The organism is Arthrobacter sp. P4_H3 (genome assembly GCF_056400885.1).
On record NZ_JBFUKK010000006.1, the window covers coordinates 14,461 to 33,052 of the forward strand.

Annotated in this window: 18 protein-coding genes; 14 read left to right on the forward strand and 4 right to left on the reverse strand. The window is 67.8% G+C overall.

Annotation, left to right across the window (positions count from 1 at the left end):
* The first annotated feature begins 16 nt into the window (after nt 1-16).
* Entirely contained in the window at nt 17-1,114 is a 1,098-nt protein-coding gene (locus AC1DRE_RS10545) for an ATP-dependent DNA ligase (RefSeq protein WP_476984587.1), read from the forward strand.
* 75 nt (nt 1,115-1,189) lie between these two features.
* On the opposite strand, the gene AC1DRE_RS10550 is transcribed toward AC1DRE_RS10545, so the two are convergent.
* Entirely contained in the window at nt 1,190-2,509 is a 1,320-nt protein-coding gene (locus tag AC1DRE_RS10550; protein WP_476984588.1) for an MFS transporter, read from the reverse strand.
* A 261-nt stretch (nt 2,510-2,770) separates the two neighbouring features.
* On the opposite strand from AC1DRE_RS10550, the gene AC1DRE_RS10555 reads away from it, so the two are divergent.
* The 12 genes from AC1DRE_RS10555 to AC1DRE_RS10610 all read left to right on the forward strand — a co-directional run bounded on the left by AC1DRE_RS10555 (nt 2,771) and on the right by AC1DRE_RS10610 (nt 14,739).
* Nucleotides 2,771-3,616: an IclR family transcriptional regulator gene (locus tag AC1DRE_RS10555; protein ID WP_476984589.1), complete on the forward strand. Its 846-nt coding sequence runs from the start codon at nt 2,771-2,773 to the stop codon at nt 3,614-3,616.
* Nucleotides 3,617-3,782: 166 nt separating this feature from the next.
* Complete coding sequence (locus AC1DRE_RS10560) at nt 3,783-4,664, forward strand: shikimate dehydrogenase (RefSeq protein ID WP_476984590.1); 882 nt, start codon at nt 3,783-3,785, stop codon at nt 4,662-4,664.
* Complete coding sequence (locus AC1DRE_RS10565) at nt 4,664-6,649, forward strand: bifunctional sugar phosphate isomerase/epimerase/4-hydroxyphenylpyruvate dioxygenase family protein (protein WP_476984591.1); 1,986 nt, start codon at nt 4,664-4,666, stop codon at nt 6,647-6,649. The genes AC1DRE_RS10560 and AC1DRE_RS10565 overlap by 1 nt, the downstream gene beginning before the upstream one ends.
* 44 nt (nt 6,650-6,693) lie before the next feature.
* Entirely contained in the window at nt 6,694-7,617 is a 924-nt protein-coding gene (gene pcaH / locus AC1DRE_RS10570; protein ID WP_476984592.1) for a protocatechuate 3,4-dioxygenase subunit beta, read from the forward strand.
* A 1-nt stretch (nt 7,618) separates the two neighbouring features.
* A complete protein-coding gene (gene pcaG, locus AC1DRE_RS10575) occupies nt 7,619-8,224 on the forward strand; it encodes a protocatechuate 3,4-dioxygenase subunit alpha (protein ID WP_476984593.1) in 606 nt (201 codons plus the stop codon).
* A 65-nt stretch (nt 8,225-8,289) separates the two neighbouring features.
* A complete protein-coding gene (locus AC1DRE_RS10580; RefSeq protein ID WP_476984736.1) occupies nt 8,290-9,792 on the forward strand; it encodes a lyase family protein in 1,503 nt (500 codons plus the stop codon).
* The gene (locus AC1DRE_RS10585) at nt 9,785-10,603 is read left to right on the forward strand and encodes an alpha/beta fold hydrolase (protein ID WP_476984594.1); all 819 of its coding nucleotides are present in this window, start codon (nt 9,785-9,787) and stop codon (nt 10,601-10,603) included. The genes AC1DRE_RS10580 and AC1DRE_RS10585 overlap by 8 nt, the downstream gene beginning before the upstream one ends.
* Nucleotides 10,600-11,094, forward strand: coding sequence for a 4-carboxymuconolactone decarboxylase (pcaC, locus tag AC1DRE_RS10590; protein ID WP_476984595.1), 495 nt, complete (start codon nt 10,600-10,602; stop codon nt 11,092-11,094). The genes AC1DRE_RS10585 and pcaC overlap by 4 nt, the downstream gene beginning before the upstream one ends.
* Nucleotides 11,095-11,179: 85 nt before the next feature.
* The gene (locus AC1DRE_RS10595; RefSeq protein ID WP_476984596.1) at nt 11,180-12,379 is read left to right on the forward strand and encodes a thiolase family protein; all 1,200 of its coding nucleotides are present in this window, start codon (nt 11,180-11,182) and stop codon (nt 12,377-12,379) included.
* Nucleotides 12,380-12,394: 15 nt separating this feature from the next.
* On the forward strand, nt 12,395-13,054 hold the full coding sequence (locus tag AC1DRE_RS10600) for a 3-oxoacid CoA-transferase subunit A (protein WP_476984597.1): 660 nt from the start codon (nt 12,395-12,397) through the stop codon (nt 13,052-13,054).
* A 1-nt stretch (nt 13,055) separates the two neighbouring features.
* Nucleotides 13,056-13,775 carry a 3-oxoacid CoA-transferase subunit B gene (locus AC1DRE_RS10605; protein ID WP_476984598.1) on the forward strand — a complete coding sequence of 240 codons (720 nt, stop codon included), beginning with the start codon at nt 13,056-13,058 and terminating at the stop codon, nt 13,773-13,775.
* Nucleotides 13,776-13,914: 139 nt separating this feature from the next.
* Nucleotides 13,915-14,739, forward strand: coding sequence for an IclR family transcriptional regulator domain-containing protein (locus AC1DRE_RS10610; RefSeq protein ID WP_476984599.1), 825 nt, complete (start codon nt 13,915-13,917; stop codon nt 14,737-14,739).
* Nucleotides 14,740-14,750: 11 nt separating this feature from the next.
* Here AC1DRE_RS10610 and AC1DRE_RS10615 read toward each other — a convergent pair whose 3' ends face one another.
* A complete protein-coding gene (locus AC1DRE_RS10615; RefSeq protein ID WP_476984600.1) occupies nt 14,751-15,215 on the reverse strand; it encodes a pyridoxamine 5'-phosphate oxidase family protein in 465 nt (154 codons plus the stop codon).
* A gap of 109 nt (nt 15,216-15,324) precedes the next feature.
* On the opposite strand from AC1DRE_RS10615, the gene AC1DRE_RS10620 reads away from it, so the two are divergent.
* A complete protein-coding gene (locus AC1DRE_RS10620; RefSeq protein ID WP_476984601.1) occupies nt 15,325-16,308 on the forward strand; it encodes a diacylglycerol/lipid kinase family protein in 984 nt (327 codons plus the stop codon).
* An 88-nt stretch (nt 16,309-16,396) separates the two neighbouring features.
* Here the strand turns inward: AC1DRE_RS10620 and AC1DRE_RS10625 are convergent, their stop codons facing one another.
* Complete coding sequence (locus AC1DRE_RS10625; RefSeq protein ID WP_476984602.1) at nt 16,397-17,125, reverse strand: maleate cis-trans isomerase family protein; 729 nt, start codon at nt 17,123-17,125, stop codon at nt 16,397-16,399.
* 8 nt (nt 17,126-17,133) lie between these two features.
* Nucleotides 17,134-18,585, reverse strand: coding sequence for an amidohydrolase family protein (locus AC1DRE_RS10630; RefSeq protein ID WP_476984603.1), 1,452 nt, complete (start codon nt 18,583-18,585; stop codon nt 17,134-17,136).
* Between the last annotated feature and the right edge of the window lie 7 nt (nt 18,586-18,592).

Below are 18,592 nucleotides of genomic sequence, written 5' to 3' on the forward strand. Positions count from 1 at the left end.
GGCAAGAATGGGCGTTATGCAACTGCCGGTGATGCCCCCGATCGCGCCGATGCTCGCCAAAGCCGTCAGCGCCCTGCCCGACCCGCCGGACTCCGGCCCGAAGTGGAGCTTTGAACCCAAGTGGGACGGCTTCCGGTCCATCATCTTCCGGGACGGCGACGAGGTGGAGATCGGCAGCCGCAACGGCAAACCCATGACCCGCTACTTCCCCGAGCTCGTGGAGTCCCTGAAGGCAAACCTGCCGCCGCGCTGCGTGGTGGACGGCGAAATTGTCCTGGTGGGCGGTTCCGGCGACCGGCTGGACTTCGATGCGCTCCAGCAGCGGATCCATCCCGCGGCCAGCCGGGTGAAGCTGCTCGCGGCCCAGACACCCGCAAGTTTCGTGGCGTTCGACCTGCTGGCCCTCGACGACGAGGACCTCACCGGGCGGCCGTTCTCCGAGCGGCGGAGCATGCTGGAACGGGCCCTCGCCGGCAGCACGGCGCCCATCCACCTGACCGCCACCACGCGGGACAACGGCACCGCCGAGAAGTGGTTCCGCCAGTTCGAGGGAGCGGGCCTCGACGGGATCGTGGCCAAATCCCTGGACGGCACGTACCAGCCGGACAAACGCGTGATGCTCAAGTTCAAGCATGAACGCACGGCGGACTGCGTCCTGGCCGGCTACCGCGTGCACACCAGCGGACCGGACCGGATCGGGTCCCTGCTGCTGGGGCTCTACGACGGCGACGGCGGGCTGGCCAGTGTGGGGGTGGTGGGCGCCTTCCCAATGCAGCGCCGCAAGGAACTGTTTGAAGAACTCCAGCCCCTGGTGACGGACTTCGACAATCACCCCTGGGCCTGGGCCAAGCAGGGGGAAGGCAAACGGACGCCGCGGAATGCCGAAGGCAGCCGCTGGAGCGCCGGCAAGGACCTGTCCTTCGTCCCGCTCCGCCCCGAACGCGTGCTGGAAGTGAAGTACGACCACATGGAAGGCGAACGGTTCCGCCACACCGCCCAGTTTGTCCGCTGGCGGCCGGACCGCGACCCGGAATCCTGCACCTACGGGCAGCTGGAAGAGCCGGTCAGCTTCGACCTCGCCGAAGTGCTGGCCACCGGAAAATCTGCAACCTGACTCGCGTACTTAAACCCCGGGCGGCCCGCCCCCAAGAGGGGACGGGCCGCCGTCGTACTTCTGCAGTTGTGCGCCTTACTTCAGGCCGAGCTCCCGGGTGGGTGTCTTGAAGGATTCCTTGGCCGTGAGGGCCGATACTGCGGCGATACCGCAGATGACGGCCGTGAAGATGCTGATCTGGACCCAGCCGCCGGGCTTGATGCCGCCCATTGCCGCCACGATCGCCGGGGCGAAGCCGGCCATCAGGAAGCCCAGCTGGGTGCCGATCGCCAGGCCGGAGAACCGGACCTTGGTGCTGAACATCTCGGCGTAGAAGGACGGCCAGACGGCGTTGGAGGCGGCGTAACCAAACGAGAAGAACCCGATGGCCGCGAGGAACATCAGCGGAACACTGCCGGATTCGAGGCTCAGCAGGAACACCGGGGTCAGGACCGCGCTGGCCACTGCGCCGTAGATGAAGACGGGCTTGCGGCCGATCCTGTCTGACAGCATGCCGAACAGGGGCTGGGTGCCGAGGGCCACGAAGTTGGCGCCGACCACAAGCCACAGGGTGGTGGTGCCGTCCACCCCTGCGACGGTCTTGGCGTAGCTGATGGCGAGGGTTCCGAACACGGTGGACACGGCGGCGATGAAGGCGCAGGCGACCACGCGGAGGACGTCGCGCCAGTGGTGCTTGAGCAGATCGGCCACCGGCAGCTTGGAGATTGCGGCGGACTTCTGGGCTTCGGCGAATGCCGGCGGCTCGTGCAGGGTGCGGCGGATGAAGAACGCCACCAGGACTACTACGGCGCTGAGCCAGAACGGGATGCGCCAGCCGATGCCGTACTTGACCTCGTCAGGCAGGGCGAGCACGGGGATGAAGACGAGGGCCGCGAGGATCTGGCCGCCCTGGGTGCCGGTGAGGGTCCAGGAGGTGAAGAAGGAGCGCCGGTTGTCCGGGGCGTGTTCCAGGGTCATGGAGGAGGCGCCCGCCTGCTCGCCCGCCGCGGAGAGGCCCTGGCAGAGGCGCGCCAGCACCAGCAGGGCGGGAGCCCACCAGCCCACCGTATTGAAGTCGGGGAGGCAGCCGATGAGGAAGGTTGACGCGCCCATCAGCACCAGGGTGAACATGAGGACCTTCTGCCGGCCGACGCGGTCGCCGAAGTGGCCGAGGATGACGGCGCCGATCGGGCGTGCCACATAGGCAAAGCCGAACGTGGCGAAGGACATGATGGCGGCGTTGGCATCAGCGTTGGGGAAAAACACGTGCGGGAAGATCAGCGCGGCGGCGGAACCGAAGATGAAGAAGTCGTAGTACTCAACGGCGCTGCCCAGGAAGCTGGCGAGGGCTGCCTTCTTCGGGGTCCCGGCCGGTGCAACGGTGCCCGGCGTCGTGGACGGGAGTGTCTGGCTCATGGTGTTCCTTTGTGTGACGACATTGTCGCGGATGGATCAGGATGTTCGCAGCTGCCGCGCTTCATTTCTGGAAATCCCGGCCGGAGGCCCCATGGAGGCTCAGCAGGCGGCGGCTGGAGGTCCTTGTGAAGACCCTGCGGAAGTAGCCACATGGTGGGAGCTACTTTTGCGATACAGCAATGATGGCTGTGAGGACCATCACCTGTCAAGAAAAATAATCACCATCTAGAAATAGCTCTCACGATGTGGCAACATCGGGTTATGAGTGTGAATCAAGACACAGAACCGGCCGCGGCCGAAGATGCAGGAGCGGCAGCGAAGACAGCGAAGGCTCCCAAGGCTCCCAAGGAGGACTCCCGGACGGACATGGTGGGCAAGGCCCTGGGCCTGCTGGTGCTGCTGGGCGATGAGCCGCGGGGCGCCAGCGCGGCAGAGCTGTCGCGCCGTGCTGAGCTGCCGTTCAGCACCACTTACAGGCTGCTAGGCTCGCTCACGCGGGACGGTTTTGTGGACTATGAACCCGACGGACGCCGTTACCACCTGGGGCTCCGCGTGTTCCAGCTCGGCCAGCGAGTATCCAACCACCACGGGTTTGCCGGCACGGCCCTGCCCATCCTCCGGCGCGTCACCGAGAAGACCGGGGAGGCCACCATCCTCTCCGTGCGGGACGGGAACCACCACCTCACCGTCAACAAGGTGGACGGCCCCCAGACGTTCCGCGTCACCAGCGATCCAGGCCACCTCGGCGCCCTCCACACCACGTCCGTGGGCAAGGCGCTCGTGGCATTTGCCGAGGATGCCGAACGCCAGCGCCTCGTGGAAGAGCTGGAGCTGGAGCCGCTCACGGAATTCTCGATCACGGACCGGGAGGCCTTCCGGTCCGAGATCGAGCAGGTCCGCCGCCGGGGCTATGCCGTCATGGATGAGGAAAACGAGCTGGGCATGCGCGCCGTCGCTGTGCCGGTCTTCAATGCCCAGGGCTTCGCGTTTGCGTCCCTGGCCACGGCGGTTCCGGTCTTCCGGCTCAGCTTGGAGGACTTGGTGGCGCTTGTCCCGGCGCTCCAGGAGGCCGCCGCCGAACTGTCCGCCAGGCTGCCGCAGCGATGAGCCGCACTGCCCCCGGTAGCAGTCGCCGGCGTCGTCACTTGTTCGCCATAAGAACATCAGTGCAATATGTGAACATTTCCTGTACTGTAATCCCTATCACCCGGCCCGCCGCCGGCGCCCAGGGCGCCCCGGCAAGCCGGATGCCGTTGTCAAAGGAGCTATACGGATGAGCAATCGGGCAGAGTCCTTTCTGGTGGGCCTCGTAGGTGATGGCGTCATGCCGTCGCTCACGCCCCACATGCACGAGCGCGAAGGCGACGTGCAGGGCCTGCGGTATCTCTACCGCCCCATCGACCTCCTGGAGCTGGGCCTGCCAGGCGCCTCCGTGGGAGAGCTCTTGCAGAGCGCACACCGCCTCGGCTTCAACGGGCTGAACATCACCCACCCGTGCAAGCAGCTGGTCCTAAACCACCTCGATGAAATCTCGCCGGACGCCCGCCGCCTCGGAGCCGTCAACACAGTCACCATCCGGGACGGCCGCTTCATCGGCCACAACACCGACTTCTCCGGCTTCGCGGCCGCCCTCGCCTCCGGCCTTCCCGGCGCAAAGCTTGACCGCGTGGTCCAGCTGGGTGCCGGCGGCGCCGGCTCCGCCGTCGCGTACGCCCTGCTCACCGCGGGCGTCCGCCACCTTGACCTCGTGGATACGGACGCTGCCCGCTGCGCCGCGCGCGCCGCCGAACTGGCCGGATTCTTCCCGGCCAGCACCGTCACAGCCCGCACGACGGCGGAGCTGCCGCAGCTGATGCCCCTCGCCGACGGCCTGGTGCACTGCACCCCCGTGGGCATGGCAGCCCACCCGGGCGTCCCGCTGGACCTGTCCCTGCTCGAATCCCGGCACTGGGTGGCGGACATTGTCTACCGCCCGATCGAAACCGAGCTGGTCCGCGAAGCCCGCGCCAAGGGCTGCGAGGTGCTGGACGGCGGCCGCATGGCCGTGGGCCAGGCGGCGGACGCCTTCAGGATCTTCACCGGCCTGGAAGCCGACGCGGACCGCATGCGCTCCCACTTCCTGGAACTCGTGGCCGCGGAAGAGGTGGCTGCCTGATGCGTACCGGGATCGCCACGGTGTGCCTGTCCGGGACGCTGAAGGAAAAGATGCAGGCGTGCGCCATCGCCGGCTTCGACGGCATTGAAATTTTCGAGCAGGACCTGGTGACGTCCTCCCTGAGCCCGGAGGACGTCCGGAAAATGGCCGCGGACCTGGGCCTGACGCTGGACCTCTACCAGCCGTTCCGCGACTTCGACAGCGTTCCCGAGGACCTCCTCGCCGCCAATCTCCGCCGGGCCGAGGCCAAGTTCAAGCTGATGTCCCGCCTGGGCATGGACACCATCCTGGTGTGCTCCAACGTGGGTACTGCCACCGTTGACGACGACTCCCTGCGCGCCGAGCAGCTGTCCCGGCTGGCCGGACTCGCCGGTGACCATGGCGTCAAGGTGGCCTACGAGGCACTGGCCTGGGGCAAGTACGTCAACGACTACGAGCACGCCCACCGTTTGGTGGAAACCGTGGACCACCCGAACCTCGGCACCTGCCTGGACTCCTTCCATATCCTGTCCCGCGACTGGGACACCGCGCCCATCGAGGCTTTCAACGCGGACAAGATCTTCTTCGTCCAGGTGGCCGACGCCCCCAAGCTCTCCATGGATGTCCTGTCCTGGAGCCGGCACTACCGGGTCTTCCCCGGCGAGGGCCAGTTCGAGCTCGCCAAATTCATGGGCCACGTGGTCCGCGCCGGGTACGCCGGGCCGGTCTCGCTGGAGGTCTTCAACGACGTCTTCCGCCAGTCCGACGTCGAACGCACCGCCGTGGACGCCATGCGGTCGCTGATCTGGCTCGAGGAACAGAGCGCCAAATGGCTGGATGCCAACGCCCCTGCGGGTGCAGGTGGCGTGGGCACTGCTGTTAGTGGGCCTGTTGTTAGTGGGCCTGCGGCCCCTGCCCGCCGTCGTTATCCGATGGAACTGGCCACCCTCCCGCAGGTGGCCGAACCGGCAGGCTTCAACTTCGCCGAGGTGAAAGCCGCCGACACTGCAGGCCTGGAGAAGCTGCTGGGCCAGCTGGGATTCGAATTCAACGGCAGACACCGCACCAAGGACGTGCAACTGTGGACCATGGGCCACGCACGCGTGATCATCAACGAGCAGGATCCGGACGCACCTTCTGCGGACGGCGACGCGGCAGCACCTGCCGGGATTCCTGCCGGTTCCGGGCCCGCCATCGCCGCCCTCGGCTTCGACGTTGATTCGCCGGTGATCGCCGCAGCCCGCGCCCGGCAGCTCAAGGCACCCGCCGTGCCGCGTAAGAGCCAGGCAAACGAGGAAGTGTTCCAGGGCTTCGCCGCGCCGGACTCCACCGAGATCTTCCTCTGCCAGGGCAGCCCGGACGGCACCGCAGCCTGGACCCACGAGTTCGGCGCAGGGCCCGAAGTCCCTGCCGGTGCGCGCAATGCCGTGATTGACCACGTGAACCTCGCCCAGCCCTGGCAGCACTTTGACGAAGCCGTGCTGTTCTACACCAGCGCCCTGGCCCTGGAGCCGCAGCCGTTCGCGGAGGTGCCCAGCCCCAGCGGGCTGGTCCGCTCCCAGGTGATGCTTACCGCCGACCGCGCCGTGCGCTTGGTGCTGAACCTGGCTCCCGTCATCCAGCAGGACGGCGCGGACACCGGCACCGCCCACCGGAAGACGTACCAGGAGCACATCGCCTTCGCCGTGGACGACCTCGTGGCCACCGCGCGGGAGGCCCGCGACCGCGGCCTGGACTTCCTGCAGATCCCCTCGAACTACTACGAGGACCTGGATGCCCGCTTCGACCTGGACCCTGCGTTCCTGGACACCCTCCGGAAACTGAACCTCCTGTACGACCGCGACGCCGGCGGCGAATTCCTGCACTTCTACACCGCAACGGTTGGCAGCGTGTTCTTCGAGATGGTGGAACGCCGCGGCGGCTACGACGGCTACGGCGCCCCCAACGCCCCGGTGCGGCACGCCGTCCAGTATGACCACCTGCACCAGCTGAAACGCACCACCTGAACCGACCCCCCAACCTCAACACCATCAACCGAAAGGAGGCTGCCGTGCCTGAAGAAATCAACCTCGAGATATTCAATGCCGATCCGATCACCGAAGACGTGTCGGACGTGGCGCCCCAGGCCGCACCCGGGGCCGCACCCGGGACCGCACCGCAGGCTGCGCCTCAAACCCAGCCGAAGAAGGCCGTGGAAACCCAGCAGGACCTCAGCGCGGAGATCAAGGCAATCGGGGACGCGTACGCCGCAGCCCTGAAGACAGGGAAAGCTCCGGAAATCCAGCCGCGGCTGGACTACGCGCCGTACCGCAGCAGCATCCTCCGCCACCCCACCAAGAGCCTGCACCACGCGGATCCGGAAACCATCGAGCTGTACTCGCCTGCCTTCGGGCACCAGGACGTGCACGCACTGGAATCGGACCTGACCATCCAGCACAACGGTGAGCCCCAGGGCGAACGCATCATCGTCGCCGGCCGCGTGCTCGACGGTGACGGCCGGCCCGTCGCCGGCCAGCTGGTGGAGATCTGGCAGGCCAACTCCTCCGGCCGCTACATCCACAAGCGGGACCAGCACCCGGCACCGCTCGACCCCAACTTCACGGGCGTGGGCCGCTGCATCACCGGGGCCGACGGCTCCTACAGCTTCACCACCATCAAGCCCGGCGCCTACCCGTGGAAGAACCACCTCAACGCCTGGCGGCCTGCTCACATCCACTTCTCCCTGTTCGGGCAGGAGTTCACGCAGCGCATCGTCACCCAGATGTACTTCCCGGGTGACCAGCTGTTCCCGCTCGACCCCATCTACCAGTCCATCGTGGACCAGGATGCCCGGGACCGCCTGGTGGCGAGCTACGACCACGATCTGACCCGGCCCGAATGGGCGCTGGGCTACACGTGGGACATCGTCCTGACGGGCTCCAAGCGGACCTGGACCGAAAACGAAGCATTCGGCGCAGAAGGAGACGAGGAATAGCGTGAGCCCAACCACCAAGCTGACTCCCACACCCGGCCAGACCGTAGGCCCCTTCTACGGCTACGCCCTGCCGTACGAGAAGGACCGCGAACTGCTGGCCCCGGGATCGCCCGGCTCCATCCGCCTGCAGGGCACCGTGTACGACGGCGCCGGCCACCCCGTCCCGGACGCGATCCTGGAGATCTGGCAGCCGGATTCCGACGGCAACATCGTGCACCGGACCGGCTCGCTGGTCCGCGACGGCTACACGTTCACCGGCTTCGGCCGGAGCTCCGTGGGCAACAGCGGCGTGTACACCTTCACCACGGTGAACCCCGGCCCCACCAAGCCCGGTGCGGCGGCGTTCATCTCCGTGGCCGTGTTTGCCCGCGGCCTGATGAACCGTCTCTTCACCCGCGTCTACCTGCCCGAGAACGCCGAAGCGCTGGCGGCCGACCCGCTGCTGTCCTCCCTGGATCCGGAACGCCGCTCCACGCTGATCGCGCGCCGGGATGCTGACGGCGGACTCACTTGGGACGTCCGGCTGCAGGGCGAGGGCGAAACCGTGTTCCTCGACTTCGAGGGAGCGGCCGCCGGGGGAACCTCTGCCGGGGGCGCCGCACAGTGAGCACCTCCGGAGCAGCCAGCGCGGACAGCCCAGTCAGCGCCATCAGCGAATATGCCGCGGGCGGCATGGACGGCGACGTCGGGCTCCTGAGCCCGGTGTCGGCGTCGCCTGCCGTGGCGGCGCTGACGGGGGACCGGGCGGTGCTCGCGGCAATCCTCGCCGTCGAGTCCGGCTGGGCTTCGGTGCTGGAAAAGGCCGGCCTCGCGCCGGCCGGCTCCGCCGCCGTCGTGGCCTCAGCCGCGGACGTCGACCGCTATGACGTGGCCGGCATCGCCGTCCGCGCGCAGGGCGGCGCCAACCCGGTCATCCCGCTGCTGGCCGATCTCCGGACCGAGGTCAATGCCCTGGACACGGACCACGTGGGTGCTGTGCGTGCCGTGCACACCTCGCTGACCAGCCAGGACGTGCTGGACTCTGCCCTGATGCTGCTGGCCCGCGACGCCGTTGCTGCCCTGTTGGCGGACGTGCAGGGGATCACGACGGCGCTGGCTGCCTTGGCGGAACAGCATGCGGACACGCTGTGCGTGGGCAGGAGCCTGACGCAGCATTCCCTGCCGTTCACGTTCGGACTGAAGGCGGCGCAGTGGTTCCACGGGCTCGCTGCCGCCGCACGCCGCCTTGAAGCCGTCGAGCTGCCGCTGCAAACCGGCGGCGCCGCGGGAACACTCGCCGCCGGAACCGTCCTGACCAGGGATTCGGTGGACACCCCGTTCGACCTCTCGGGCAACCTGGCGGCGCACCTGGGCCTGGCGGCAACTCCGGGCCCCTGGCACACCAACCGGCTGGCCGTGACCTCGCTGGGCGACGCCCTGACCGGCGTGACGGATGCGCTGGGCAAGATCGCCTCGGACGCGCTGTTCCTCAGCCGCCCGGAGGTGGCTGAGCTCGCCGAACCGCGGGCCGCCGGGCGCGGAGTTTCGTCGGCCATGCCGCAGAAGCAGAACCCCGTCCTGTCGGTCCTGGTCCGCAGTGCGGCACTCCAGGCCCCCTACCTGGCCGCGCAGCTGCACCTGGCGGCGGCCAACTTCAACGACGAACGGCCCGACGGCGCGTGGCACAGCGAGTGGCCCGCCTTCAGGCAGCTGCTCCGCCTGGCGCTCGGCTCCGCCGGCCACGCCAGGGAGCTCGCCGAAGGGCTGCGGGTCTTCCCGGATGCGATGCGCCGCAACCTGGACCTGTCCGGCCCGCTGCTGCTCAGCGAAGGAGTGTCCGCCGCCGTGGCGCCGCTGCTCGATGCGCTGCCGGCAGAGGACAACCCAGGTGCCGCCGGCCGGACCGGCAAGCAGCAGCTCCAGTCCGTGGTGGACCGGACGCTCGAGGTTCCGGCCGCCGAGCAGTCCGGGACCTACCGCCGCCTGCTGCGTGAGGCTGTCCCGGCCAGTGCCCTTTCGGACGAACGGCTGGAAGAACTCCTGGACCCGGCCAGCTACCTGGGCCAGGCCGCCGAAATCTTCCGACGCATCCTGGCTGCCTTCCCCGAATTCGCCGGAAGCAGCGGCCCGACACCGACGGATCCCACCGAAGATACCCCCATCCAAACAGACCTGAACGGAGTTTCCCGTGGCTAGACCAACAGTCAAGGCTGTACTGCTTTCCCCCCAGCGCCCGCTGGGGGACAAGCCCCTGCTGGTGGTGGGGCCGTCATTGGGGACGTCCTCAGTGCTGTGGACCCAGGCCGGTGCCCTGCTCGGGGACGACTTCGACGTCGTCGCCTGGGACCTGCCCGGCCACGGCGTCTCGCCGGCTGCGACGGAAACGTTCGACGTCGCCGAACTGGCTGACGCCGTCGTCGAACTGGTTGATTCGATCGCCCCGGGCGAGAGGTTCCACTACGCCGGAGTGTCCCTTGGCGGGGCCACCGGACTTCAGCTGGGCATCAAGCACGGTGAACGCCTCAAGAGCCTGTCCGTGCAGTGCTCCGGGGCCAAGCTGGGCACTCCCGAAGGCTGGCTGGAGCGGGCCGAAACCGTCCGCAGCCAGGGGACCCCCGTGATGATCCAGGGTTCCGCGCAACGCTGGTTCGCGCCCGGATTCATGGAGCGCGAGCCCGAGCTCAGCAGCCGGCTGCTGCACTCCCTGCGCGACGCCGACCGCTTCAGCTACGCGTTCTGCTGCGAAGCCCTGGCCGGCTTCGACGTCCGCGAGGAGCTCGGCAGCATCCGCGTCCCGACCCAGGCCTTGGCAGGTGCGGAGGACGCTGTCGCTCCGCCGTCGTTCGCCGAAGAAGTGGCGAAGGGCATCACGGCCGGCGGCGGCACCGCAAGTGCCGTGACGCTGGAGGGCGTGGCGCACCTTGCTCCGGCCGAAGCGCCCGCGCACGTTGCCGAGCTGCTCAAGGGCCTTATCACCTGGAGCGAAACCCGAGGAGCAGCCAAATGACCGGCCCCGAAGCATCCGCCGAACGTCTTGGCGCCGAAGGTGATGGCTTGGAACGTCACGGCGCAGTCCAGCCGGACGCCACCAGCCAGGAGATTTACGACGGCGGTATGGTGGTCCGCCGCGAAGTGCTCGGCGCCGCGCATGTGGACCGCGCCAACGCCAACAAGGATTCCTTCACCGAGGACTTCCAGGACATGATCACCCGCATCGCCTGGGGCGGCATCTGGACCCGCCCGGGCCTGACGCGGCAGATGCGCTCGGCCGTCACCATCACGGCCATGGTGGCGCACGGGCACTGGGAAGAACTGGCGATGCACATCCGCGCCGCCATCACCAACGGCCTGAGCAGGGACGAAATCAAGGAAATCCTGCTGCAGACCGCCATTTACTGCGGAGTTCCCTCCGCCAACACCGCCTTCAAAACCGCGCAGCAGGTGTTCCGTGAAATGGACAAAGCAGCAACAGACCAGGCCCCCACCCCGCCCAACTAGGTAGCAGCAGGTGTCGTTTTGAGCCGTCAAAACGACATTAACTGCGACCTAGTTGGGACTCACAGACGGAATTAGAGGAACAGTTATGAATCAGGCTTTTGTGTACGACGCCGTTCGGACGCCTTTTGGGAAGTTCGGCTCCGGTTTGGCCGGGGTCCGCCCGGACGACCTTGCCGCGCACGTGATCGGTGAGATCGTGAAGCGCGCTCCGAAGCTTGACGTGGAGCGGATCGACGAGGTGGTCTTCGGCAACGCCAACGGCGCCGGCGAGGAGAACCGGAACGTGGCCCGGATGGGAACGCTTTTGGCGGGTTTGCCGGTGTCGGTCCCGGGCACCACGGTGAACCGGCTCTGCGGATCCTCGCTGGACGCGGCGATCATCGCCTCCCGCCAGGTGAACGCCGGGGACGCGGAGCTGATCCTGATCGGCGGGGCCGAGTCGATGTCCCGAGCCCCGTGGGTGCTGCCGAAGACCGAGAAGCCCTACCCGGCCGGGGACCTGAACCTGGCCTCCACCACGCTGGGCTGGCGGCTGGTGAACAAGGCCATGCCGAAGGACTGGACCATCTCGCTGGGCGAGGCCACCGAACGGCTGGCCGGGAAGTACGGCGTCACCCGCGAGGCGCAGGATGAGTTCTCCGCGAACTCCCACAACCTGTCCGCCGCCGCGTGGGACGAGGGGTTCTATGACAACCTGGTGGCGCCGGTGCCGGGCACCGACCTGGTCCGGGACGAGGGCATCCGTCCCGGGTCCTCCGCGGAGAAGCTCGCCGGGCTGAAGACCGTGTTCCGCACCGAGAACGGCACCGTCACCGCCGGGAACGCCTCGCCGCTGTCCGACGGCGCCTCCGCGGCCTGGATTGGGTCCGAGAGTGCCGCCGGGCTGCTGGGGATGGAGCCGCTGGCCCGGATCGCGGGCCGCGGTGCGCACGCGAACGATCCGCAGTTCTTCGGCTACGCCCCGGTGGAGGCCGCGAACAAGGCCCTCGCGAAGGCGGGCATCGGCTGGGACCAGGTGGGCGCCGTCGAACTGAACGAAGCGTTCGCCGCACAGTCCCTGGCCTGCATCAACGCCTGGGGCATTGACCACGCGATCGTGAACCGGCACGGCGGCGCGATCGCGATGGGCCACCCGCTGGGTGCCTCCGGCGGCCGGATCCTGGGCACCCTGGCACGGTCCCTGCAGGCCTCCGGGGAACGCTGGGGCGTCGCCGCGATCTGCATCGGCGTCGGCCAGGGCCTCGCCGTCGTCCTCGAAAACGTCACCGCCGGCGCTGCGGCCTAAAAGAGAGAGCTGATCATGCTGAATTTCATTGACACCGTCGGCGAGGCAGTCGCCGGCATCAAGGACGGTTCCACCGTGATGATCGGCGGTTTCGGCAACGCCGGCCAGCCGTTCGAACTGATCGACGCGCTGATGGACTGCGGCGCCCGTGAGCTCACCGTGGTGAACAACAACGCCGGCCAGGGCGACCAGGGCCTGGCCCTGCTCATCAAGGAAGGCCGGGTGAAGAAGATGATCTGCTCCTTCCCGCGGCAGTCCGACTCCTGGCACTTCGACGCCAAATACAAGGCCGGCGAGATCGAGCTGGAACTGGTCCCGCAGGGCAACCTGGCCGAGCGGATCCGTGCTGCCGGCGCCGGTATCGGTGGCTTCTTCACGCCCACCGGCTATGGCACCATGCTGGCCGAGGGTAAGGAAACCCGCATTCTGGACGGCCGCGGCCAGGTCTTCGAGACCCCCATCCACGCCGACGTCGCACTGATCAAGGCGCTCAAGGCGGACGGCGTCGGGAACCTGGTGTACCGCAAGACGGCCCGGAACTTCGGTCCGATCATGGCCGCCGCGGCCAAGCACACCATTGTCCAGGTCTCCGAGATCGTGCCCACCGGGGGGCTGGACCCCGAAAACGTGGTGACCCCCGGCATCTACGTGAACAGCATTGTGAAGGTGGCCTGACATGAGCGCACAGACAAGCAGCGAGACCGGTTCGATCCAGACCAGTGAAACGCCCCTCGGCCGCGACGACCTGGCCCGCCTCGTGGCGAAGGACATCAAGCCCGGCTCGTTCGTAAACCTGGGCATCGGCCAGCCCACCCTGGTGTCCAACTACCTGGAACCGGAGCAGGACATCACCCTGCACACCGAGAACGGCATGCTCGGCATGGGCCCCGAGGCCAAGGGCGACGAGATTGATGAAGACCTCATCAACGCCGGCAAGATCCCCGTCACGGAACTCCCCGGTGCGTCCTACTTCCACCACGCCGACTCGTTCGCGATCATGCGCGGCGGGCACCTGGACATCTGCGTCCTCGGCGCGTTCCAGGTCTCCGCCACCGGTGACCTCGCCAACTGGCATACCGGCGCCCCGGACGCCATTCCTGCCGTGGGCGGTGCGATGGACCTTGCAACGGGGGCCAAGGACGTCTTTGTGATGATGACGCTCCTGACCCGCGACGGTGCCTCCAAGATCGTCGAATCCTGCACCTACCCGCTCACCGGCGTGGGCTGCGTGACCCGCGTGTACACCGACAAGGCCGTGTTCCTCACGGGTCCGGACGGAGTCCAGGTGCGCGAGACCTTCGGCTGTACCCTCGAGGAGCTCCAGGCCCTGGTGCCGGTCCCCCTCACAGCAGCCCCCGCCGTCGCTAACCCCGGCCCAGCGCGAACGGACACTTAAGCCCCAACGGGAGGGCCCCAAGTGTCCGTTCGCGCTAAAGACGGGAGGGCCCCAAGTGTCCGTTCGCGCTCAAAACGGGAGGGCCCCAAGTGTCCGTTCGCGCTTGAGGGGACCGGGCGGGCTAATAGGATTGGTATCCATGACCGACGCAGCAGCAGAGACCGCGCCCAGGCCCTCCTCTGCGCCCCAGGCCAGCGACCAGTACGTCCAGTCCCTGGCGCGCGGCCTGGCCGTGATCCGCGCCTTCGACACCGACCACCCGGTGATGACCCTCACCGAGGTGGCTGCACGGACCGACCTGACCCGCGCCACTGCCCGCCGCTTCCTGCACACGCTCGTTGAGCTGGGCTACGTCCGGACGGACGGGAAGACCTTCGCCCTGACGGCACAGGTACTGCAGCTGGGCTACGCCTACCTGTCCGGCCTGTCCCTGCCGCAGCTGGCCCAGCCGCACCTGGAGGAACTGTCGCTCCGGCTGGGGGAGTCGACGTCCGCCGCTGTCCTGGACGGCGGGGACATCGCGTACATTGCCCGCGTGACCACCCGCCGGATCATGAACGTCGGCATCACGGTGGGAACCCGTTTCCCGGCCTACGCCACGTCCATGGGCCGCGTGCTGCTCGCCGCGCTGCCGCCGGCCAAGCTCCAGGAGTACCTCGCGGAGGCCGAGATCAAGCCCCTCACGCCGCGGGCCATCGGCACCAGGAAGGACCTCGTGGCCGCGCTCGACGCCGTCCGGGCACAGGGCTGGTGCCTCCTGGACCAGGAGCTTGAGCTGGGGCTGATGTCCATCGCGGCGCCGGTCTACCACGGCCCCACGAAGGTGGTGGCGGCCATCAACGTGTCGCTGCAGGCCCAGTCGGTGGCCGCCAAACCGGACCCCACGGCCTACCTGGACATGGTGCGGACGGAAACTGTGGAGACGGCCCGGCTGATTTCCGCGGACCTCTCAGCCAAGCACTAGCGGGCCGCGGTTTACTCCTTCGGACCCGGCACGGTGACGGGCTCCAGCGGCGGCCACCACCTGGTGGGCGGGCCGATGACAAAACGGCGCCCGCTCAGCTCGGTGGGTGTAATGCGGACCAGGATTTCCTTGTCCCCCTCTTCCCACGGAGACGGGGTCTGGGCCGGAACTTCCTCACCTGGCTGCACAGGTGCGGCCTGCCCCTTGACCACCACGCTCCACGCGATGGTCCCGTACGTGTTCAGCCCGTCTGCTTCAAGAACCACCGGCTCCCCGGAGAGCACGGCCTCCAGCTTGGTACCCGGTCCTGTCCGGAAAATTACGGTACCTTCATCCGGCAGGTAGTTCACCGGAAAGATTTCAGGTTTGCCATGGCTGATGAGCGCCAGCCGTCCCACCGAAGCGGAACGAAGATGGCTCCAGCATTCGTGGACGGTGAGGTCTTGTGTTTCCTGGCCCGGTTCTGACTTGTTCATGCTGCTGAGCCTAGGCGTACGGCGCGCGCACTGGCAGGGGAGCAAGACCCGGATTTCGGCTACGCTTCACGTGGGGACCACCCCCGACCATTTGCCCGTGAAGGATGCCATGACACAGCACAACAATGAGCCGGAGAACAGCAGCGCTCCGTCCGGCGCTCCGGCGGCCCGTACCGGTACCAACACCAAGCTCGCCGCCGTCGTCGTCAATCCTGCAAAAGCCGTTGGTGCCGATCTCCGCGGCGCCCTGGTCAGGCTCTGCGAAACGCAGGGTTGGGCGGAGCCGCTGTGGCTCGAGACCACTGTCGAAGACCCGGGCGAGGGGCAGGCACGTGAGGCGCTGGAGGCAGGGGCCGACGTCGTCATTGCGGCCGGCGGCGACGGCACCGTGCGCTGTGTGGCGGAGGTGCTCGCGGGAACGGGAATACCCCTGGGCCTTGTTCCGCTGGGCACGGGCAACCTGCTGGCCCGCAACCTTGGCGTCAACATCACCGACCCGGTGTCAGCGGCGTTCGACGTCCTGAACGGCACGGAACGGACCGTCGACGTCGTCAGGGCAAAGCTGGACCACTCGGACGACGACCAGGTGTTCCTGGTGATGGCCGGGCTGGGCTACGACGCCGCCATCATGGCCGACACCGTTGACGCGCTCAAGGACCGCATGGGCTGGCTGGCCTATGTGGAAGCCGGCATCCGCAAGCTGCCTGGCAAACCGGTGAAGGCCCACGTCAGCATTGACGGACGGCACCCGGTGCGACGGCACATCCGCAGCGTCATGATCGGCAACTGCGGCCGGATCATGGGCGGCGTGGAAATCTTCCCCGACGCCAAGGTCGACGACGGCGTCCTGGACCTGCTCGTCCTGGCGCCCAAGGGGCGGCTGGGCTGGCTTGGAGTGGTGGCGGGCATCTTCGGCCGGAACAAGGACGAGACGGAATCCGTGGAGTACTTCCAGGGCAAATCCGCCGAGATCACCCTGGAGCACGAACAGGAATTCCAGCTGGACGGCGACCATGTGGGTACCGGAAAGCACTTGGCCATCCGGGTGGAGCCCAACGCCCTGAAGATCCTGATGACCCCGCCGGAGACCTGACCGGGAAGCCGGCCAAAAGTTAAGGTTCGACGGCGGCCCGCTCCCAGTGGGCGGGCCGCCGTCGGTTCTTGTCTGGGCTGCCTGGCGTCTAGCCGGCCAGCAGCCTGCCCCACCTCGGTGCGAGCAAGGGGGACCCGGCAAGTTTGAGGCAGTGCCACAGCGTCACGGCCACGGAGTCCAGCACCGGAACGCCGGTTTCTGCCTCCACTTCCGCTGCGATGTTGGCACCGTACAGGTTGGTGCACAGGTAGATCAGGGCGTCCGGGCGGGCTGCCGCAAGCTCCAGGGACCCGGGTCGCATCTCGTCGTCCGTGACCCGGGCGAACGACTCGTTGTTACTCAGCCCCAGGGCGCGGTGGCCGATGGTCTTGATGCCGTCCCCTTCGTAGGAAGCCATGATGGCGCGGTTCACGTCCTCCGTGTACGGCGTGAATAGCCCTATCCGCTCCGTGCCGAAGGACTCGAAAGCCTCCAGGTAGGCCAGCGTGGACGTGGTGGCCGGGATGCCCGTCGCGTCCACGATTTCGCCGACCAGCTCACGGTCGTGGTCCGCGCCGAGCCAGGAGCCGGACGTGCCGTTCCAGGCGATGACGTCCACATCGGCCGTTGCCAGCAGCTGGGCGGCGGCGCGCATGACTGCGGGGTCGAACTGCTTGTCCGAGGAGTCATCCAGGGCGATCCGGGTGACGGGGATCCGGGTGAAATGGATGGTGACGTCGTCCCGGTCGCCCAGGATGCGGTAGCTCTGCGGCTCCAGGCAGGTGTTGGAGGACGGCACGATCATGCCGATGCGGGTCTTGCGTGCGGGGGATGGCATGACTGCTCCTAGTTTGCTGCGGAGAGGGTCGCGGGGGCGGCGGCGGCCGAACCGGGGGTGGCGGCGGTGGACGAGTGGTGTTCGCGGAAGCCGTTGCGGGCCACAAAACGTCCGACGGCACCGGGATCGTGGAAGCCGTCGTCGTCGAGCACCACCCGCCCGGCGGAGATCACGACGGCGGGCCAGCCGGTGAGCGTGCGGCCGTCGAACGGCGAGAAATCAGTGCCCATGTGCAGGGCACCACCGTCCACCGTGCGTTCCTCGGCGGGGTCGAAGACCACGAGGTCGGCGTCGAACCCCTCGGCGATGGTCCCCTTGCCAGGAACCGCGTTGATGCGGGCCGGGCCGGCGGAGAAGATCTCCACGAAGGCCTCCACCGGGCTGCCGGCGGAAGCCATGGCCGTGAAGGTGACGGGCATTCGGGTTTCGACCCCGGGCAGGCCGTGCGGCATGGCGCGGACGTCGTCCGTGCGCTGCCGCTTCTGCGACAGGTCGTAGCAGGAGTGGTCCGAGGCGACGGTGTGGATGGCCCCGGCGGCCAGCCGTTCCTTGAGCGCGGCCACGGTTTCGGGGTTGCGCATGGGCGGGCAGCAGGCGTACCACTCGGGGAATGTGGACCCGTACACCGTGTCATCGAGGGTGAGGTAATGCGGGCACGTCTCGGAATAGGCCTCCTGGCCGCGGGCACGTGCCTCGGTGACAAGGTCGACGGCGCCCGGCGTGGACTGGTGCACGAAGTACACGGGGGCCTTGGTGTACTCCGCCATGGCCAGGGTTTCCTTGACCGAGATTTCCTCGGCAAGCTCCGGGCGGGTCCGGTGCAGGTGCTCGATCCCGATCCTGCCGTCGTCGGCGTGCTGCTGTGTGCAGTCGCTGATGATGGCGTCGTGTTCGGCGTGGATGTAGGTGAGGCCGTCCAGCCGGACCATCTCGCGCATGACCTTCAGGATGGTGTCCCCGTCCGCCATGGTGGTGCCGCGGTTGGTGGTGTACATCTTCACCGAGCGCACACCCTCGGCGGCAAGCTGCTCCAGCTGCCAGGGCACCGTCTCGTCCCAGCTGACGACGGAGCCGTGCAGGGCGACGTCGCAGCGGGATTCCAGCGCCAGCTCCTTCTTGTTCAGCACGGCAGCCAGCGGGGTTTCCTGCGCGTCGCGGGGAATGCCGAAGTCGATGATGGTGGTGGTGCCGCCCCACAGTGCCGCGGTGGAGGTGGTGCGGTAGTCGTCCAGGGTGCGGAAACGGCCGGTCACCTGGGCCACGTGGCAGTGGCCGTCTACGCCACCCGGAATCACCAGCTGTCCGGTGGCGTCCACGGTGCGCCCGGCCGCCGGGACCGGTTCGGTCGCGTCGACCAGCTGTTCAATGCGGCCGTCCTGAACCACCACGTGGGCGTTGCGCCGGCCGGTGCTGTTGACCACCGTGCCGTGGGCGATGACGAGGTCGGGAATGCGGGACATCTTTGTC